Annotated in this window: 11 protein-coding genes; 10 read left to right on the top strand and 1 reads right to left on the bottom strand. The window is 60.6% G+C overall.

Annotation, left to right across the window (positions count from 1 at the left end; translation table 11 throughout):
* Positions 1-37 precede the first annotated feature (37 nt).
* Genes ABGT66_RS04585 through ABGT66_RS04575 form a run of 3 tightly spaced genes read left to right on the top strand, consistent with a single transcriptional unit; the run spans position 38 to position 2,554 of the window.
* Positions 38-1,051: an HD domain-containing protein gene (locus ABGT66_RS04585; RefSeq protein ID WP_346689137.1), complete on the top strand. Its 1,014-nt coding sequence runs from the start codon at positions 38-40 to the stop codon at positions 1,049-1,051.
* Between the two features lies 1 nt (position 1,052).
* On the top strand, positions 1,053-1,955 hold the full coding sequence (locus ABGT66_RS04580; protein ID WP_346689135.1) for an RluA family pseudouridine synthase: 903 nt from the start codon (positions 1,053-1,055) through the stop codon (positions 1,953-1,955).
* Positions 1,952-2,554: a DUF1847 domain-containing protein gene (locus tag ABGT66_RS04575; RefSeq protein WP_346689133.1), complete on the top strand. Its 603-nt coding sequence runs from the start codon at positions 1,952-1,954 to the stop codon at positions 2,552-2,554. Before ABGT66_RS04580 ends, ABGT66_RS04575 begins: the two co-directional genes overlap by 4 nt.
* Before the next feature lie 189 nt (positions 2,555-2,743).
* On the opposite strand, the gene ABGT66_RS04570 is transcribed toward ABGT66_RS04575, so the two are convergent.
* The gene (locus ABGT66_RS04570; RefSeq protein WP_346689131.1) at positions 2,744-3,289 is read right to left on the bottom strand and encodes a DUF6125 family protein; all 546 of its coding nucleotides are present in this window, start codon (positions 3,287-3,289) and stop codon (positions 2,744-2,746) included.
* A 341-nt stretch (positions 3,290-3,630) separates the two neighbouring features.
* On the opposite strand from ABGT66_RS04570, the gene rpoB reads away from it, so the two are divergent.
* From rpoB to tuf, 7 genes are all read left to right on the top strand, one after another.
* On the top strand, positions 3,631-7,317 hold the full coding sequence (gene rpoB / locus ABGT66_RS04565) for a DNA-directed RNA polymerase subunit beta (RefSeq protein ID WP_294194953.1): 3,687 nt from the start codon (positions 3,631-3,633) through the stop codon (positions 7,315-7,317).
* Positions 7,317-12,332 carry a DNA-directed RNA polymerase subunit beta' gene (rpoC, locus tag ABGT66_RS04560; RefSeq protein WP_346689129.1) on the top strand — a complete coding sequence of 1,672 codons (5,016 nt, stop codon included), beginning with the start codon at positions 7,317-7,319 and terminating at the stop codon, positions 12,330-12,332. Before rpoB ends, rpoC begins: the two co-directional genes overlap by 1 nt.
* Before the next feature lie 108 nt (positions 12,333-12,440).
* Positions 12,441-12,689 carry a ribosomal L7Ae/L30e/S12e/Gadd45 family protein gene (locus ABGT66_RS04555; protein ID WP_346689128.1) on the top strand — a complete coding sequence of 83 codons (249 nt, stop codon included), beginning with the start codon at positions 12,441-12,443 and terminating at the stop codon, positions 12,687-12,689.
* Between the two features lie 29 nt (positions 12,690-12,718).
* Positions 12,719-13,090: a 30S ribosomal protein S12 gene (rpsL, locus tag ABGT66_RS04550; protein WP_294194959.1), complete on the top strand. Its 372-nt coding sequence runs from the start codon at positions 12,719-12,721 to the stop codon at positions 13,088-13,090.
* 29 nt (positions 13,091-13,119) lie between these two features.
* Positions 13,120-13,590: a 30S ribosomal protein S7 gene (rpsG, locus tag ABGT66_RS04545; RefSeq protein ID WP_294194961.1), complete on the top strand. Its 471-nt coding sequence runs from the start codon at positions 13,120-13,122 to the stop codon at positions 13,588-13,590.
* Positions 13,591-13,630: 40 nt separating this feature from the next.
* Complete coding sequence (gene fusA / locus ABGT66_RS04540) at positions 13,631-15,697, top strand: elongation factor G (protein WP_294194963.1); 2,067 nt, start codon at positions 13,631-13,633, stop codon at positions 15,695-15,697.
* Between the two features lie 31 nt (positions 15,698-15,728).
* Complete coding sequence (tuf, locus tag ABGT66_RS04535; RefSeq protein ID WP_346689127.1) at positions 15,729-16,919, top strand: elongation factor Tu; 1,191 nt, start codon at positions 15,729-15,731, stop codon at positions 16,917-16,919.
* Positions 16,920-16,922 lie beyond the last annotated feature (3 nt).

Below are 16,922 nucleotides of genomic sequence, written 5' to 3'. Positions count from 1 at the left end.
AAAACGTGAAACTGCCTTTACGGAAGGAAGATGAAGTATGACGGCGAACACGCTTCTCAACAGCCAGGAGGTGCGCAAGCTCCCCGCGGGCGCGCTCTTCAAGGCGATATTCGTCATAAGCTACATTTCACAGAAAAGCGATAAAAACGGCAAACCATACTACGACGTGACCGCGACGGACGGCCTCGGCACCGTCGAGGCGAAGGTCTGGTCGGACGCGCAGTGGCTCGACAAGTCCGAGGCCTCCCCGCAGAGCGACGACGACAAGCTGCCGCCCGAGCGCATCGTCCAGCTCACGGGCCGCACCGTCGGAGTCAACGGCAAGGTCGCCGAGTACCGCGGCCTGCTTCAGTTCAACTTCAACAAGATAACGCTGCTCAACCAGGAAAAATATCCGCCGGCAGGCTACCTGCCGCACTCGCCTATACCGGTCGGCGAGCTTGCCGCGCGCTTCGAGGCGCTCGTCGGCGAGTGCCGGGGCGAGGCGGGGAGGTTCCTGCGTTTCGTCTTCGACGGCGACCGCTGGACGCGCTTCCGCGACTGGCCCGCCGCCGTGAGCCACCACCACGCCTACGCCAACGGACTGCTGGAGCACACCGTCTCCGTCGCGGCCTGCGCGAAGGCTATGGCCGAGTCGATGGCGGCCTCCGGCTATGACGTGGACAAGGAGGTCGTCATAGCGGGCGCTCTGCTGCACGACATCGGCAAGCTCGAGTCATACCGCATGGCCCCGGTGCCGGAAATCACCGTCGAGGGCGCGCTGCTCGACCACGTCGCGCAGGGATACCTGCGCTTCTCGGAGCTCGCCGCGCAGTTCAGCCTCTCGGAAAAGCTGCGGACGCACCTCTCGCACATACTGCTGAGCCACCACGGCCAGCGCGAGTTCGGCTCGCCGGTCGTCCCCGCGACGCCCGAGGCGCTCATCGTCTCCTCGGCGGACGAGCTCGACTTCAGGATGTTCTGCTGGAAGGACTCCGTCAAGAACCTCACCGACGACCAGCCCATCTCGGCGTGGAACAACTCGACGCAGCGCCGCTTCTGGAAAAAATAAAATGGCGCGCGAGCTCATAATCTCCGCCGACAACGACGGGCGGCGCGTCGACCGCGTGCTGCGGACGCTCTGGCCCGGCGTGCCGCTCGGCGCGATAATGAAGGCGATACGCACCGGCGAGGTGCGCCTCGACGGCAGACGCACGAAGGGCGAGGCCCGCCTCGCCGATGGGCAGCGGCTCACCGTGCCGTGGGAAGACGGCGCGAAGGCGGCCGCCGCGCCCGCGCGCGAGCTGCCGCGAGCGAAGCCGCTCGAAACTCTCTACAAAGACGATTTCGCCTGGATAGTCGACAAGCCCGCGGGCCTTCTGACCCAGCCGGACGAACGCGGCGGCGACTCGCTTATCACGCGCGCGCTTGATGAGCTGCGGTGGGAGCGAAGCGACTACCGTCCCGCGACCGTCCAGCGCCTCGACAGAAACACCTCCGGCGCGGTGATAATCGCGCTCACGGGCCAGGCGCAGCGGATACTCGCGGAGCTGGTGCGGGAGCGCAGGATCAAAAAGATATACAGAGCCGTCGTCGAGGGCGTAGCGCCGGAAAAAGGCAAAATCGACCTGCCGCTGCTGAAGGACGCGCGCACGAACACGGTGCGCCCGGACGAAAACGGGCAGAGGGCGCTGACGCTTTACAGACGGATCGCCGTCTGCGGAAGCAGAAGCGTCGTCGAAGCGGAGCTCGTCACGGGCCGCCCGCACCAGGCGCGCGCGCACCTCGCCGCGATTGGACACCCGATAGCGGGCGACGCGAAATACGGCGGCAAGATGGGCAAGCGCCCGTTGCTTCACGCGCGGCTCGTTATATTCCCCGACGACGCGGCCCTGCCCGCCGCGCTGCGCGGCGCGAGGATAGAAGCGCCGCTCCCCGACGACATGAAAAAATATGAAAGAGGCGAATTGCAATGAGATGCGATAAATGTACGGAAAAACCATGCGGCGGCGGCATGGCCTGCACCGCCTGCGACGCCGCGGCGCTCTACGCCGACGAGACCGACCGCCGCATGATGCGCGCGGCCTCAGAGGTCGAAGCCGAATACTACGGCGAGGCGAACCGCATACAGGAGATAATAATTTTCTCGCAGAAGATGGGCTACAAAAAGCTCGGCATAGCCTTCTGCGCCGCATTCTCCGAGGAGGCGGCGAAGCTCGGCGCGATACTCGATAAATATTTCGAGATAGCGACGGTCAACTGCAAGGTCTGCGGCGTGCCGAAGTCCGAGATGGGCGCGATGGAGAGCGACCGCATAGGAAACATATCCTGCAACCCGATAGAGCAGGCCGCCGTGCTCAACGAGGCTAAGACCGACCTGAACATACTGATGGGGCTCTGCGTCGGCCACGACGCGCTCTTCATAAAATATTCAAAAGCCCCCGTCGTCCCCGTCGCGGCGAAGGACCGCGTCCTCGCGCACAACCCGATGGGCGCGCTCTACTGCTCGGCCATCTACAAGCGCATGATGAAAGCCGCCTATAAATACGCCGAGGAGCATGAGCGCGAGGCTTAGCCTGTAAATTCGGCAAAAGTCCGCCGCGTCGCCGGAAGTCCCTAAAACTTAGGAAAACTCCGCGAAGCCGCGGAAAAATCCATAAGCTTACGAAAGCGCCGCAGGCTTACGGCGCTTCCCAGAATTCGCCGCCGCTCCGTCAATCTTACGGAGCGGCGGAAATTTTATCAAAAGCCCGGCGGGCGCAGGTTAACCGGCTGCGCTTCCGTCCTCTTTCCCGCGCTCCAGCGTGAACTCCCACTTGCAGCAGCAACTCTCGTCCGTCGCCTCTGGATAGCAGCTCAGGCAGCGGCACGAAATCCTGTCGTCGATCGTCCGCGCGAAGCCGGCGTACTCGATGCTGCCGACCGGCCTGCACGGATGGAAGGGCATCCCCTTGCGCTCGCGCGCCGTCTGCACGCGGCACTTCACCATCGTGTAGACGAGAGTGTCGCCCTCTATGACGAGCTCGTCCTCGTTGAGGTTCGCGTAGAAGCGCAGCCGCAGCGCCGCGGCGAGCCCCTCGAGCCCGGCGCGCTCCGGCAGGCGCAGAAACTCCTTGATGCGCTTCGCCTCGATGACCGTGAAGCGCCGCCACGCCTCGACGTCGTGATACATCGCCGCCTCCATGCCGTCGCGCCGCTCGACCGACTGGAACCAGACGCCGTCCATCGCGAGCCAGTTCTTCGCGTATATCCCGACGAGCTCGATGAGCTGCTCCTTGCTGAATTTCGCAAGATTTTCGTAATTCTCCAACACCAGCACCTCCGGCGCGAAAGCGCGCGCACGCGGCGGAACGCGCCGTGCGCCTCCGTAATGGCGGAATTTTAGCGCACCGGCGCCGCGCTCCGCAACGCCCCGCGAATCACGGAGCGCCGCCGCTCGCGCGGAAAAGCGCCGAACGTCCGCGTAAAGCTTGACAAACCGCGCCGCCTTGTAGCATAATGGCGCAAGTCGGGAAACCGCACGCATAAGCGATATCTGCCGGAACATAAAAACAGGCGACACCTGTCTATTGACAGCTGTCGCTTTTTTGTTATAATCTCCATTTGTACGATTGTACACTCTTATAATTCTCGAATGGGGAGGATGCTCCCATGCAGGTAAAACAGACCTCGGGCAAAGCATACGAACGCCGCAAGACATTCGGCAAGGGAAAGGATCTCATACCGCTGCCGGATCTCGTAGAGGTACAGCGCAACTCATACCAGTGGTTTTTTCAGGCTGACACCGAGCCTGACAGGCGCTCCTCGCAGGGGCTTCAGGAGCTCTTCGATGAAATATTCCCCATCGAAAGCTACGACGGCTCTTTCGCGCTTGAATTCGTAAGATACTACGTCGATCCCGTGCCCATCAGTCTGGATGAGGCGCGCAGCCGGGACCTTACATGGTCGAGACCTCTGCGCGCGACGATTCGTCTGGTGAACAAGAAGAGCGGCGAAATCAAAGAAGAAGACATCTACCTGGGCGACTTCCCCGCCATGACCGAAAGGGGAACCTTCATAATCAACGGAACGGAGCGCGTAGTCGTCAACCAGCTCGCGCGTTCCGCCGGAGTCTACTACAGCGCCGAGTTCGGCATCCCGGGACAGGAGACCTTCATCGCGAAGCTCATCCCCGACCGCGGCGCGTGGATTGAATTCGACCTTGCGGCGGGCGACGTGCTCTCCGTCAAGATAGACAACCGCAAAAAAATCCCCGTCACGCAGATGCTCCGCGCCCTCGGCGTGCAGAGCACCGACGAGCTCATCCACCTCTTCGACGGCAAAGAGGTGGAGAAGGACCTCGTCGACGACGACGTGCGCGGAATGCTGCTCGCGGAGGATATAATCTCCCCCGACGGCACCGGCACGGTAGAGATACGCAAAAACACGCGCCTCACGAAGGAGCACATGGAGGTGCTCTGGAACCACGGACGCACGAAGGTCTGGGTCTGGGACATAGACCCGTCGCTCGCCGTGACCATCGAGCGCGACAACACCAACACACCCGACGAAGCGATGCTCGAGCTCTTCCGCAAGCTGCGCCCGAACGAACCGGCGCGCATGGAAAACGCACGCGAATATATATCGAGCATATTCTTCGACCCGAGACGCTACAACCTCGGCCGCGTCGGACGCTATAAGATCAACCGCAGGCTCCAGCTCGACATCGCGAACAGCGAGCGCCTGCTGACCGTCACCGACGTCGTCGCGATAGTCAAGGGGCTCATCCGCCTCCGCGACGGCAACGAGCACATGGACGACATCGACCACCTCGGCAACCGCCGCGTGCGCGCCGTCGGTGAGCTGCTCCAGAACCAGGTCCGCATAGGGCTGCTCCGCATGGAGCGCATCGCGCGCGAACGCATGACGACGACGCCGGACCTCGCGACCGCGATGGCGAAGGACCTCATCAACGTGCGCCCGATATCCGCGGCGCTCCGCGAATTCTTCGGCTCGGGCCAGCTCTCGCAGTTCATGGACCAGACGAACCCGCTCGCGGAGCTTACGCACCGCCGCCGCCTCTCCGCGCTCGGCCCCGGAGGCCTTTCGCGCGAACGCGCCGGATTCGAAGCCCGCGACGTCCACCATACGCACTACGGCCGCGTCTGCCCGATAGAAACGCCTGAAGGACCGAACATCGGACTCGTCACCTCGCTCGCGACCTTCGCGCGCATCAACGAATACGGCTTCCTCGTCTGCCCGCGCCGCAAGGTAGTCGACGGACAGGTCACGGAAGAGATCACCTATCTCTCCGCGGACGAAGAGGACGAATACTATGTCGGACGCGCCGACCTCCCGATGGACGAGAACGGCTACATCATCCCGTCCTCGACCGGCGGCGTCTACGTCCGTCACCAGGACAACACCATAGAGGTCGACCCGAAGGAGCTCGACTATCTCGACATATCGCCGAAGCAGATAGTCTCCGTTTCGACGGCGCTCATCCCGTTCCTCGAGCACGACGACGCCAACCGTGCGCTCATGGGCTCCAACATGCAGCGCCAGGCCGTCCCGCTCGTATTCCCCGACTCGCCGGTCGTCGGCACGGGCATCGAGCACCGCATAGCGAAGGACTCCGGCTCCTGCGTCGTTTCTCGCCGCGCTGGAACCGTCACCTACGTCGACGCCGACAGGATAGAGATTAAGACCGACGACGGCGGCTATGACGAATACCGCATGCAGAAGTTCCGCCGCTCGAACCAGGGCACGGCGATACACCAGCGCCCGATAGTCTCGCACGGACAGCACGTCGACGCGAGCGAGATAATCGGCGACGGCCAGGCCTGCGACCAGGGCGAGCTCGCGCTCGGACGCAACGTCCTCGTCGCCTTCGTCTCATGGGAGGGCTACAACTTCGAAGACGCCATCCTGCTCTCTCAGCGGCTCGTAAAAGAGGACTTCTACACCTCAATACATATCGAGGAATACGAGGTCGAATCGCGCGACACGAAGCTCGGCCCCGAAGAGATTTCTCGCGACATCCCGAACGTCGGCGAAGACGCGCTGAAAAATCTCGACGAGGACGGAATCGTGCGCATCGGAGCCGAGGTCAAGGCCGGCGACATACTCGTAGGAAAGGTCACGCCGAAGGGCGAATCCGACCAGTCGCCGGAAGAAAAGCTTCTGCGCGCGATATTCGGCGAAAAGGCCCGCGAAGTCCGCGACACGTCGCTGCGCGTCCCGCACGGCGAAGGCGGCAAGGTCGTCGAGATTAAACGCCTCTCGCGCGAAAAGAACAGCGAAGACCTCAGCGCCGGCGTAAACGAAGTCGTAAAGGTCTACGTCGCGCAGTTCCGCAAAATCACGGAAGGCGACAAGATGGCGGGCCGCCACGGGAACAAGGGCGTCGTCTCGCGCATCATGGCCGAAGAAGATATGCCCTACCTCTCCGACGGCACGCCGGTCGACGTCGTCCTCAACCCGCTCGGCGTTCCGAGCCGTATGAACCTCGGCCAGGTTCTCGAAACGATGCTCGGCTTCGTCGCGAGAGAGAACGGCTACAAGGTCGTCACGCCGGTATTCGAATCCGTAACCTCGGAAGACATCGCCTCCGACATCAAGAAAATCCAGGAGACGAAGTACCCCGAGATGCGCGACGACTGCAAGATAACGATATACGACGGACGTACAGGCGAGCCGATGGCCAACAAGGTCATGGTCGGCGTCATGTACATGCTGAAACTCATACACCTCGTAGACGACAAGATCCACGCGCGCTCGATAGGACCGTACAGCCTTATCACGCAGCAGCCGCTCGGCGGTAAGACGCAGTTCGGCGGACAGCGCTTCGGAGAAATGGAAGTCTGGGCGCTCGAAGGATACGGCGCGGCCCACATGCTTCAGGAAATGCTCACCGTCAAGTCCGACGACATCCGCGGACGCCTCAAGACCTACGAGCGCATCGTCAAAGGCGAGAACCTCACGAAGCCCGGCGTTCCCGAGTCCTTCCGCGTCCTCATCAAGGAACTCCAGGGACTTGCGCTCGACGTTGAAATTATGTACGCCGACGGCACGTTCGGCGAGCTCGTGCTCAGCGAGGAAGAGGAGAAAGGCCAGCGCCGCGTATCGTTCAAGCCCGACGCGACAGTCGACGACATCGACGCCGCATTCCTCAGCGACGCCGACGCGGTCTCCAAAGGCCGCGGAGCAGGCGGCATAGACGACCTGTTCCACGAAGGAGCGGCGGAGTACAGCGGCCTTGAGCTGCACGAGACGGACGAAGAAAAAGAGGCCGCGGCGCTGAGCGACGATCTGTTTGAAAGCGGCACGGAGACCGGTGACCAGGGGGATGAAGATTAATGACTAACATAGGCCATGAAATCGCCGGAGTAAGAATGAGACTTTCTTCCCCGGAGAGGGTCAGGGAACTCTCCAGCGGGGAAGTCAAAAAGCCGGAGACGATCAACTACAGGTCGCTCCGGCCGGAGAAGGACGGCCTTTTCTGCGAGCGCATATTCGGACCCATCAGGAGCTACGAATGCGCCTGCGGAAAATATAAGCGCAGCGGCCCGAAATTCCGCGGCGTCGTCTGTGAGCGCTGCGGCGTCGAAGTCACCGACAACCGCGTGCGCCGCGAAAGAATGGGGCACATCGAGCTTGCTGCTCCCGTCGTGCATATCTGGTATCTGCGCGGCATCCCGAGCCGCCTCAGCCTGCTGCTCGGCGCTTCGACCAAGGACCTCGAGAAGGTCGTCTACTTCGCGCCGACGCGCCGCCGCGAAAAGGTATATAAGGTAGTCAACGAAGGGCGCAGGATAGACCTCGCGCGCCGCGGTTCGCTCATGTCCGCCTCGGAGGAGCGCATCCACCGCTTCTACGACCCGAAGTTCAAGGCCGAAGAGGCCTTCCGCATCACGAGGGTCGAGGACGTTCCCGTCGACGAAGGCGACATCATAACGGCGGCGCAGGTAGGACGCTTCCGCAGCGACTTCGGCGACGACCTCTTCAAGGTCGAGCCCGCGTACAGAATATATAAGGAAGGCGAATCCGTCGACGGAGCGAAGATGGTCTCCGAGACGAAGAAAAAAGTCATGCTTGAGCGCGATCCGGAGCTCAAGGCAGACCGCGCCGTCCTTAACAACCAGGAAGCCTACATCGTCACGGCCGTCGTCCACCTTCCGTTCGCGAAGAACGACGTCATCTCCGAGAGCGAGTCGCGCCTCTACACGCAGAAATATCCCAAGCGCTTCCAGGCCGCCGAGGAGAGCGAGACAATAGAAGATCCGTGCTACATAGTCATCAACGGCGGCGATTCGCCTTTTGAGCGCGGCGACATCATACTCGAGCGCGAGCAGGCTCTCTGCGCCGCCTATGACCCGAACTTCAAGGCCGGCATCGGAGCCGAGGGCGTCTACACGCTGCTCCACGAGATAGACATCGACACGCTCGTCGACCAGCTCCGCGAAGAGATCGCCGAGTGTTCGGGACAGAAGAAGCGCAAGCTCATAAAGCGCCTCCAGGTCGCCGAGGATTTCCGCAAGAGCGACTCGCGCCCCGAATGGATGGTGCTCTCCGTCCTTCCCGTCATCCCGCCGGACCTTCGCCCGATGGTCCAGCTCGACGGCGGACGCTTCGCCACGTCGGACCTCAACGACCTCTACCGCCGCGTTATCAACCGCAACAACCGTCTCCGCAAGCTCCAGGAGCTCCGCGCGCCCGAGATTATCGTGCGCAACGAAAAGCGTATGCTCCAGGAGTCCGTGGACGCGCTGATAGACAACGGCCGCCGCGGCAAGGCGGTGCTTGGCGCGGGCAACCGTCCGCTTAAGAGCCTCACCGACCTGCTGCGTGGAAAGAAGGGACGCTTCCGCCAGAACCTGCTCGGAAAGCGCGTCGACTACTCCGGACGCTCCGTCATCGTCATCGGCCCGCACCTCAAGATATATCAGTGCGGACTTCCGAAACAGATGGCGCTCGAGCTCTTCAAGCCCTTCGTCATGCACAAGCTCGTCGAGAGCGGGCTCGCGCCGAACGTCAAGAGCGCGCGCCGCTTCATCGAGCGCGGACGCGACGAAGTGTGGGGAATCCTCGAGGACATCATCAAGGACCATCCCGTCATGCTCAACCGCGCGCCGACGCTTCACCGCCTCGGCATCCAGGCCTTTGAGCCGGTGCTTATAGAAGGAAAGGCGATACGCCTCCATCCGCTCGTCTGCACGGCCTTCAACGCGGACTTCGACGGAGACCAGATGGCCGTCCACGTCCCGCTCTCGCTCGAAGCGCAGACCGAGGCGCGCGTCCTCATGCTCTCCTCGAACAACCTGCTCTCCCCGGCGAGCGGCAAGCCTGTCGTCACGCCGACGCAGGACATCATCCTCGGCGTCTACTACCTGACGACGATGCGCGAGGGCATGAAGGGCGAAGGCATGCACTTCCGCGACATGGACGACGTCCTCTCGGCGCTCGACCACGAGCTCGTCCACGTCAACTCGAAGATAATGCTCAAGAAGGCCCCCGAGTGGGAGTGCGACACCGTCGACGGCAAGTGGATAGAGACAACTCCGGGCCGCGTGCTCTTCAACTGCGCGCTGCATCCCGGCTTCCGCTACAAAAACGACATTATCAATAAGAAAGAAATGGGCAAGCTGCTTGACGAAGCCTACGACAAAGTGGGCCAGACCGGCATGGTAGAGATGCTCGACGCGATAAAGTCGCTCGGCTACCATTGGTCGACCGTCAGCGGCATCAGCCTCGGCGTCGGCGACATTATAGTCCCGAAGGAGAAACGCGAGATACTCGACGTCACAGAAGTGCAGGAAGAAGACCTCACCTCGCAGTACGAAATGGGTATCATGACCGAGGACGAATACATGCGCCAGAAGGATATCCTCTGGGCCGACGCTGGACGCCGTATCGCCGACAAGATCATGGAGAGCATGGACCTCACCAACGCCCTCTGGATAATGGTCGACTCCGGAGCCCGAGGCTCTCGCGGACAGGTCGCGCAGATGGCGGGTATCCGCGGACTTATGGCCGACCCGTCGGGCCGCATCATCCGTTACCCGATCACGGCGAACTTCAAGGAAGGCCTCAACACGCTGGAATACTTCATATCCACGCACGGAGCCCGAAAGGGACTCGCCGACACGGCTCTCCGTACCGCTAAGTCCGGCTACCTGACCCGCCGACTCGTCGACGTCGCGCAGGACCTCATCGTAACCGAAGAAGACTGCGATACGCATCACGGCGTCGAGATCCGTCCGCTGCTTCAGCAGGACGGCAAGGTCACAATCGGAATGGCCGAGCGCCTCACGGGCCGCGTAAGCCTCGAGGACGTCAGGAACTCCGAGACCGGCGAACTGATACTTGAAAGAAACGAAGAAATAAGCGCCGAGAAGGCGAAATACATCGAGTCGCTCGGCATCACATCCGTCTGGGTTCGCAGCCCGCTGACCTGCGGCCTGCGCCACGGCATCTGCCGCATGTGCTACGGACGCGACCTTGCGACGAGAAAGAAAGTCGCGATAGGCGAGTCGGTCGGAGTCGTAGCCGCCCAGTCGATAGGCGAACCCGGCACGCAGCTTACGATGCGCACCTTCCACACCGGAGGCGTCCGTCAGTTCACGGGAGAAGACATCACGCAGGGTCTTCCGCGCATCGAGCAGCTCTTTGAAGTCCGCCGCCCGAAGAAGGTCGCCATCCTCGCCGAAGAGGAAGGCACGCTCGTCGAACTTCGCGAGATGGACGGCAAGCGCAAGCTCATAATAGCCAAGGAGCACGAGGACGGGACTGAGGAGCGCGTCTCATACAACATCCCCGCCTCGCAGAACCTGCTCTCCGGCATAGAAGAAGGAAGCCACATCAAGAAGGGGCAGATCCTCACCGAAGGCTACATCGACCCGCAGCAGCTGCTCGAGGTCGAAGGGCTTGAGGCTGTCCAGCATTATCTGCTCGACGGCATTCAGGAAGTCTACCGCTCGCAGGGCGTCTCCATCAACGACAAGCACATCGAGACCATCCTGCGCAAGGTCGCGCCGGTCAACCGCGTCCGTGTTATGAAGGAAGGCGACAGCGCGTTCGTATCGGGCGAGCTTGTCTGGAAGGACGACCTCGAGAAGGCCGTAGAAGAAATCCGCGCGCAGAACGCCGCGTCGCTCGAAGAGTCCTACAACTTCATAAAGGACTACAGAATCGTCGACGTCATAGGCGCTGCCGCCCCCGAGAACGGCGGACAGGATTACTCGTCCTTCGGCAAGGGAACGCTCGAGGCGATACTCCAGCCCGGCGGCACCGCGACTGAGATAATCGCCGAAGACCAGGCCGGCGAGGTCCGCGTCATAATCGGAGACACCAACTTCAGACGCGCGATGGAAGGGCTTGAGCTCATCGGCGACTTCAAGTCGCCCGAGACCGGCGAGGTCCTCATAGCCGGAGGCACGCGCCTCGCATCCTCCGACCTCACGGCGGTAACCGGCTTCGCGCCGCAGCCCGTCTACATCCGCGACATGAACCTGCTCGAAGAGAACAAGGACAAGTCGTGGATAGCCGGCGACGTCGCCGACGAGGCCGGAAGCGTCGTCGTGAAATCCGACGCCGTACTCAGCGACGAGGTAATCGAGCTTCTCAAGAAGCACAACGTAAAGCAGATAAAGCTCTGGAAGTCGCCCGAGGTCATCAACCTGACCGACGCGATGCACCACTCGCTCATCGACCACTACTTCGGCAAGTCCGTGAAGCAGGCCTTCAACGCCGACGGAGAAATCATCGAGAACATCCCGCATGTGATAGACGGCTCCGTCATCAGCGGCATCATCGACGGCTCGATAAGCGGAGTGGAGTGCGACGACATGATACTGACGCGCGAGCGCGTGCTGAAGCAGCTGCTTACCGAAAGAGTGCTCGGCAAGATACTGCTCGAGCCCGTCGCCAACGAGAAGGGCGAGGTCGTCGCGGCCGGAGCTCAGGAGATCACAAGCTCGCTGCTCGAGAAGATAGCGGCCGTCGCGACGGGAACGATCACCGTCCGCTCCAAGTCGTCGGCCTCCGAGTACAAGAAGCTCATGCAGCGCGTTTCGTTTGTCCGCCGGCTCAGCGAAGAGCCGCAGTGGCGTCCGGTCGTCCACGGCGTGACGAAGGCGGCGCTCGCGACCGACAGCTTCCTCTCCGCGGCGTCGTTCCAGCAGACGGCGCAGGTCCTCGCCGCCGCCGCAGTACGCGGAGACGTGGACACGCTTGCCGGACTGAAGGAGAACGTCATCATCGGACTGCTCATCCCTGCGGGCACAGGCGTTGAGCGCCACCGCAAGGTCGAGATAACGGAAATCGGCGGCGACGCTCCGGAAGCCGAAGCGGCAGAGCCGTACTTCGCAGAGTAAAAAATCTGCGATAAAATAATTTTCGCAGCGCAGAGCGCCGTGTTTATTGACACGCGCGCACTGCGCTGTTAATATATATTGGTGCGGCTGCGCACAGGAGGTGTTCGTGTGCCTTTAAATGAATTATCCTCCTCGCCGAGAACGGCGGGCTTCAACAGCGTCATGAGAAGCCTGAAGCGCGGAGAGGTGCTGAAGATATTTCTGGCGGACGACGCCGATGAAAAACTTGCGGGAGAAGTCAGGAGAGCGTCGCTTGAGGCGCAGACGCCCGTAGAGATTGCGGAAGATTCGGTGAAGTTAGGAAGAGCCTGCGTTGTGTCGCATAAGACGGCGGTCGCGGCGATTCTTAAAAAGTAGAACAACTACTATGAGAAGGAGGGAGCTATTTGCCAACAATTAGTCAGCTCATTCGTACGGGCAGAGAGGAAAAAAGACGTCGTTCGAGCGCGCCTGCGCTTCAGGAGAACCCGCAGCGCCGCGGCGTCTGCACCCGCGTTTACACGGTTACCCCGAAGAAGCCTAACTCGGCTCTTCGTAAAGTCGCGCGTGTCCGTCTTACGAACGGTATAGAGGTCACCGCCTATATCCCCGGCGTAGGACACAATCTCCAGGAGCACTCCGTCGTGCTCGTCCGCGGCGGCCGTGTAAAGGACCTGCCTGGCGTTCGTTATCACATAATCAGAGGTACGCTTGACTGCGGCGGAGTCGAAAACCGCCGTCAGAGCCGTTCGCTCTATGGTGCACGCAGACCGAAGTAGTTTTGGAATTTTAGTGGAGGTAGTTATTTATGCCGCGTAAGGGTCATGTAAAGAAACGTATAACGCCGCCCGATTCCATCTATGGAAGCGCATCTGTGACGAAGTTCATCAACTGTCTCATGATGGGCGGAAAGAAGAGCACCGCTGAGCGTATTTTCTATGGTGCGCTGGAATTGGCCGGAAGCCGGCTCAATATGGAGCCCGGCGAGGTTTTTGAAAAAGCTATGACGAACGTCCGTCCGCTTGTCGAGGTTCGTCCGAGACGAGTCGGCGGCGCCACGTATCAGGTTCCCGTCGAAGTAAAGCCCGACAGAGCGCAGGCGCTGGCGATCAGATGGATCATCAGCTACTCGCGTTCGCGCAAGGGCATACCGATGGTGGAACGCCTGGCGAGAGAGTTCGGCGACGCCTGCAAGGGTGAGGGCGGTTCCGTAAAGAAGCGCGAAGATACTCACCGTATGGCGGAAGCCAACCGCGCCTTTGCTCATTACCGTTGGTAGTGAAGATAATAAATTCTAATCTGGTTTGGTGGTGTTGACGATGCAGGGCATCGATTTAAGCAAAGTGCGCAATATAGGAATAGCTGCGCATATAGATGCGGGTAAGACGACGACTACAGAGCGTATCTTGTTCTATACCGGCCGCAAACACAAGCTCGGCGAGACGCATGAAGGCGCCGCAACGATGGACTGGATGGAGCAGGAGCGCGAACGTGGCATTACCATTACTTCGGCCGCTACTACCTGTTTCTGGCACGATTGCCTGATCAATATCATTGATACGCCCGGGCACGTGGACTTTACTGTAGAAGTCGAGCGTTCCATGCGCGTTCTCGACGGCGCTGTTTCGGTATTCTGCGCCGTCGGCGGAGTTGAGCCGCAGTCCGAGACCGTATGGCGTCAGGCTGATAAGTACGGAGTGCCCAGGATAGCGTTCGTCAACAAAATGGACAGAGTCGGCGCAGATTTCTCCGCAGTCGTTGATCAGATGCGCAAGCGCCTCGGAGCCAAGGCCGTTCCCATTCAGCTTCCCATCGGAGTTGAAGACGGCTTCACTGGCATGGTAGACCTTGTGAACTACAAGGCGGTCATATACGACGACACTCTCGGCACCGCGTTCCACAACGCGGACATTCCTCCGCAGCTTGAGGAAGAGGCTGCCCTTGCGAGAATGGAAATGCTTGAGATGCTGGCAGACCATGACGACGAGATGATGGAGATGTACCTCGAAGGTCAGGAAATCCCCGTCGAGCTCGTAAAAAAAGTCATCAGAAAGGCCACGATCAGCCTTGAGATAGTTCCCGTCATGTGCGGTTCCGCATTTAAGAACAAGGGCGTTCAGCCGCTGCTTGACGCGGTAGTCGAATATCTTCCGAGCCCGCTCGATATGCCGCACGTTATCGGGGTTGATCCTGACGACACGTCGAAAGAAATCGAAATCAAGGCCGACGCGAGCGAACCGTTCGCGGCTCTCGCCTTTAAGATCATGGTCGACCCGTTCGTCGGTCGTCTCGCCTTCTGCCGTATCTACTCCGGTACGATAGAGAACGGCATGTCCATCTACAATACCAATACGAGACGCCGTGAAAGAGTCGGACGCATACTCCGCATGCACGCCAACAAGCGTGAGGAAATGGAGAACGCGCAGGCCGGCCTCATCGTCGCCATCCCGGGCCTCAAGCAGGTCCGCACCGGCGATACGCTCTGCGATGAAAAGCGTCCCGTGCTTCTCGAAAACCTTATATTCCCCGAGCCTGTCATCTCGCTCTCCGTCGAGCCTATGAGCAAGGCGGACCAGATCAAGCTTGCAAAGGGACTCGAAGCCCTTTCGGAAGAAGACCCGACCTTCCGCGTTTCGGTCAACGAAGATACCGGTCAGACGCTCATCAGCGGTATGGGCGAGCTTCACCTTGAAATCATCGTCGACCGTCTCCGCAGAGAGTTCAACGTCGAAGTCAAGGTCGGACGTCCGCAGGTTGCTTACCGCGAGGCTATACGCAAGCCCGCGAGAGCCCAGGGCAAGTTCGTAAGACAGTCCGGCGGTAAAGGTCAGTACGGAGACGTCGTCCTTGAGATCGAACCGCTCGAAGACGGTAAGGGCTTCGAATGGGAAGACAAGATCGTCGGCGGCGTTGTTCCGAAGGAATACATCCCAGCCGCTCAGAAGGGCGTCGAGGATGCGCTCAACAACGGCGTACTCGGCGGCTATCCCGTCATCGGAATCAGAGTCGCGCTCGTCGACGGAAGCTACCACGAGGTCGACAGTTCGGAAATGGCCTTCCGTATCGCCGGCTCTATGGCAATAAAAGAGGCTCTGAAGAAAGCCGACCCCGTCCTCATGGAACCCGTAATGAACGTCGAAGTCGTCGTTCCGGAGGAATACATGGGAGACGTTATCGGCGACCTTTCTTCGCGCCGCGGCAGAGTGGCGGAGATGGGTGTACGCGCCAACGCGCGCATCGTCAAGGCTTTCGTCCCGCTTGCGGAGATGTTCGGTTACGCGACCGACCTGAGAAGCAAAACCTCCGGACGCGCCTCGTACACCATGAGCTTCGACCATTACGAAGAAGTACCGCGCAACGTAGCCGAAGAGCTGCTGAAAGCGTAGGTTTAAGTATTATCAGAGGAGGTAAGTCAATATGGCAAAGGAACATTTTGTACGTAACAAGCCGCACCTCAATATCGGTACGATCGGACATATCGACCACGGCAAGACGACGCTGACGGCCGCCATCACAAAGACGCTCGCCCGCCACGGCCAGGCCGACTTCACGCCGTTCGACATGATCGACAAGGCGCCTGAAGAGAGAGAGCGCGGCATCACCATCAACATCGCGCACGTCGAATACGAGACGGCGACACGCCACTACGCTCACATCGACTGCCCTGGCCACGCCGACTACATCAAGAACATGATCACCGGCGCCGCCCAGATGGACGGAGCCATCCTCGTAGTCTCCGCCGCCGACGGCCCGATGCCCCAGACCCGCGAGCACGTCCTTCTCGCCCGCCAGGTCAACGTTCCGGCACTTGTAGTCTTCATGAACAAGTGCGACATGGTCGACGACCCCGAGCTCCTCGACCTTGTCGAAATGGAAATCCGCGACCTGCTCAACAAGTATGAGTTCCCCGGAGACGACATCCCCATCATCCGCGGCAGCGCCCTCAAGGCCCTCGAATCCGACGAGGACAACGAGTGGACCCAGGGAATCATGGACCTCATGCAGGCCTGCGACGACTACATCCCGGCGCCTGAAAGAGCTCTCGACCAGCCCTTCCTTATGCCGATCGAAGACGTCTTCACCATCACCGGACGCGGCACCGTCGTTACCGGACGCGTTGAGAAGGGTATCATCAAGCCCGGCGACGAAGTCGAAATCGTCGGCCTCAAGGACACCCAGAAGACCGTCGCGACCAGCCTTGAAATGTTCCGTAAGATCCTCGACGACGCGGAAGCCGGAGACAATGTCGGAGTGCTCCTCCGCGGCGTAGGCAAAGAAGACGTCGAGCGTGGCCAGGTTCTCGCGAAGCCGGGAAGCATCAAGCCGCATACGCACTTCAAGGGCGAGGTCTACGTCCTGAAGAAAGAAGAAGGCGGACGCCACACTCCGTTCTTCAGCGGATATAAGCCGCAGTTCTACTTCCGTACCACCGACATCACCGGCGAGATCAAGCTTGCTGAGGGCGTCGAAATGGTAATGCCTGGCGACAACAGCACCTTCGAAGTCAAACTCATCGCTCCTATAGCGATGCAGGAAGGACTCCGCTTCGCAGTCCGCGAAGGCGGCCGTACGGTCGGCGCCGGCGTCGTCACCGAGATAATCGAATAACGC

Source organism: uncultured Cloacibacillus sp., assembly GCF_963926575.1.
In the GTDB taxonomy this organism is placed as follows: Bacteria; Synergistota; Synergistia; order Synergistales; family Synergistaceae; genus Caccocola; species Caccocola faecigallinarum.
The sequence above is the reverse complement of the archived record's forward strand: the minus strand, read 5'-3'. Positions and strand labels throughout refer to the sequence as shown.

Coding starts and splice junctions, on each gene's coding strand:
- ABGT66_RS04585 (WP_346689137.1), top strand. CDS start 38: ATGACGGCGAACACGCTTCTCAACAGCCAGGAGGTGCGCAAGCTCCCC.
- ABGT66_RS04580 (WP_346689135.1), top strand. CDS start 1,053: ATGGCGCGCGAGCTCATAATCTCCGCCGACAACGACGGGCGGCGCGTC.
- ABGT66_RS04575 (WP_346689133.1), top strand. CDS start 1,952: ATGAGATGCGATAAATGTACGGAAAAACCATGCGGCGGCGGCATGGCC.
- rpoB (WP_294194953.1), top strand. CDS start 3,631: ATGCAGGTAAAACAGACCTCGGGCAAAGCATACGAACGCCGCAAGACA.
- rpoC (WP_346689129.1), top strand. CDS start 7,317: ATGACTAACATAGGCCATGAAATCGCCGGAGTAAGAATGAGACTTTCT.
- rpsG (WP_294194961.1), top strand. CDS start 13,120: ATGCCGCGTAAGGGTCATGTAAAGAAACGTATAACGCCGCCCGATTCC.
- fusA (WP_294194963.1), top strand. CDS start 13,631: ATGCAGGGCATCGATTTAAGCAAAGTGCGCAATATAGGAATAGCTGCG.
- tuf (WP_346689127.1), top strand. CDS start 15,729: ATGGCAAAGGAACATTTTGTACGTAACAAGCCGCACCTCAATATCGGT.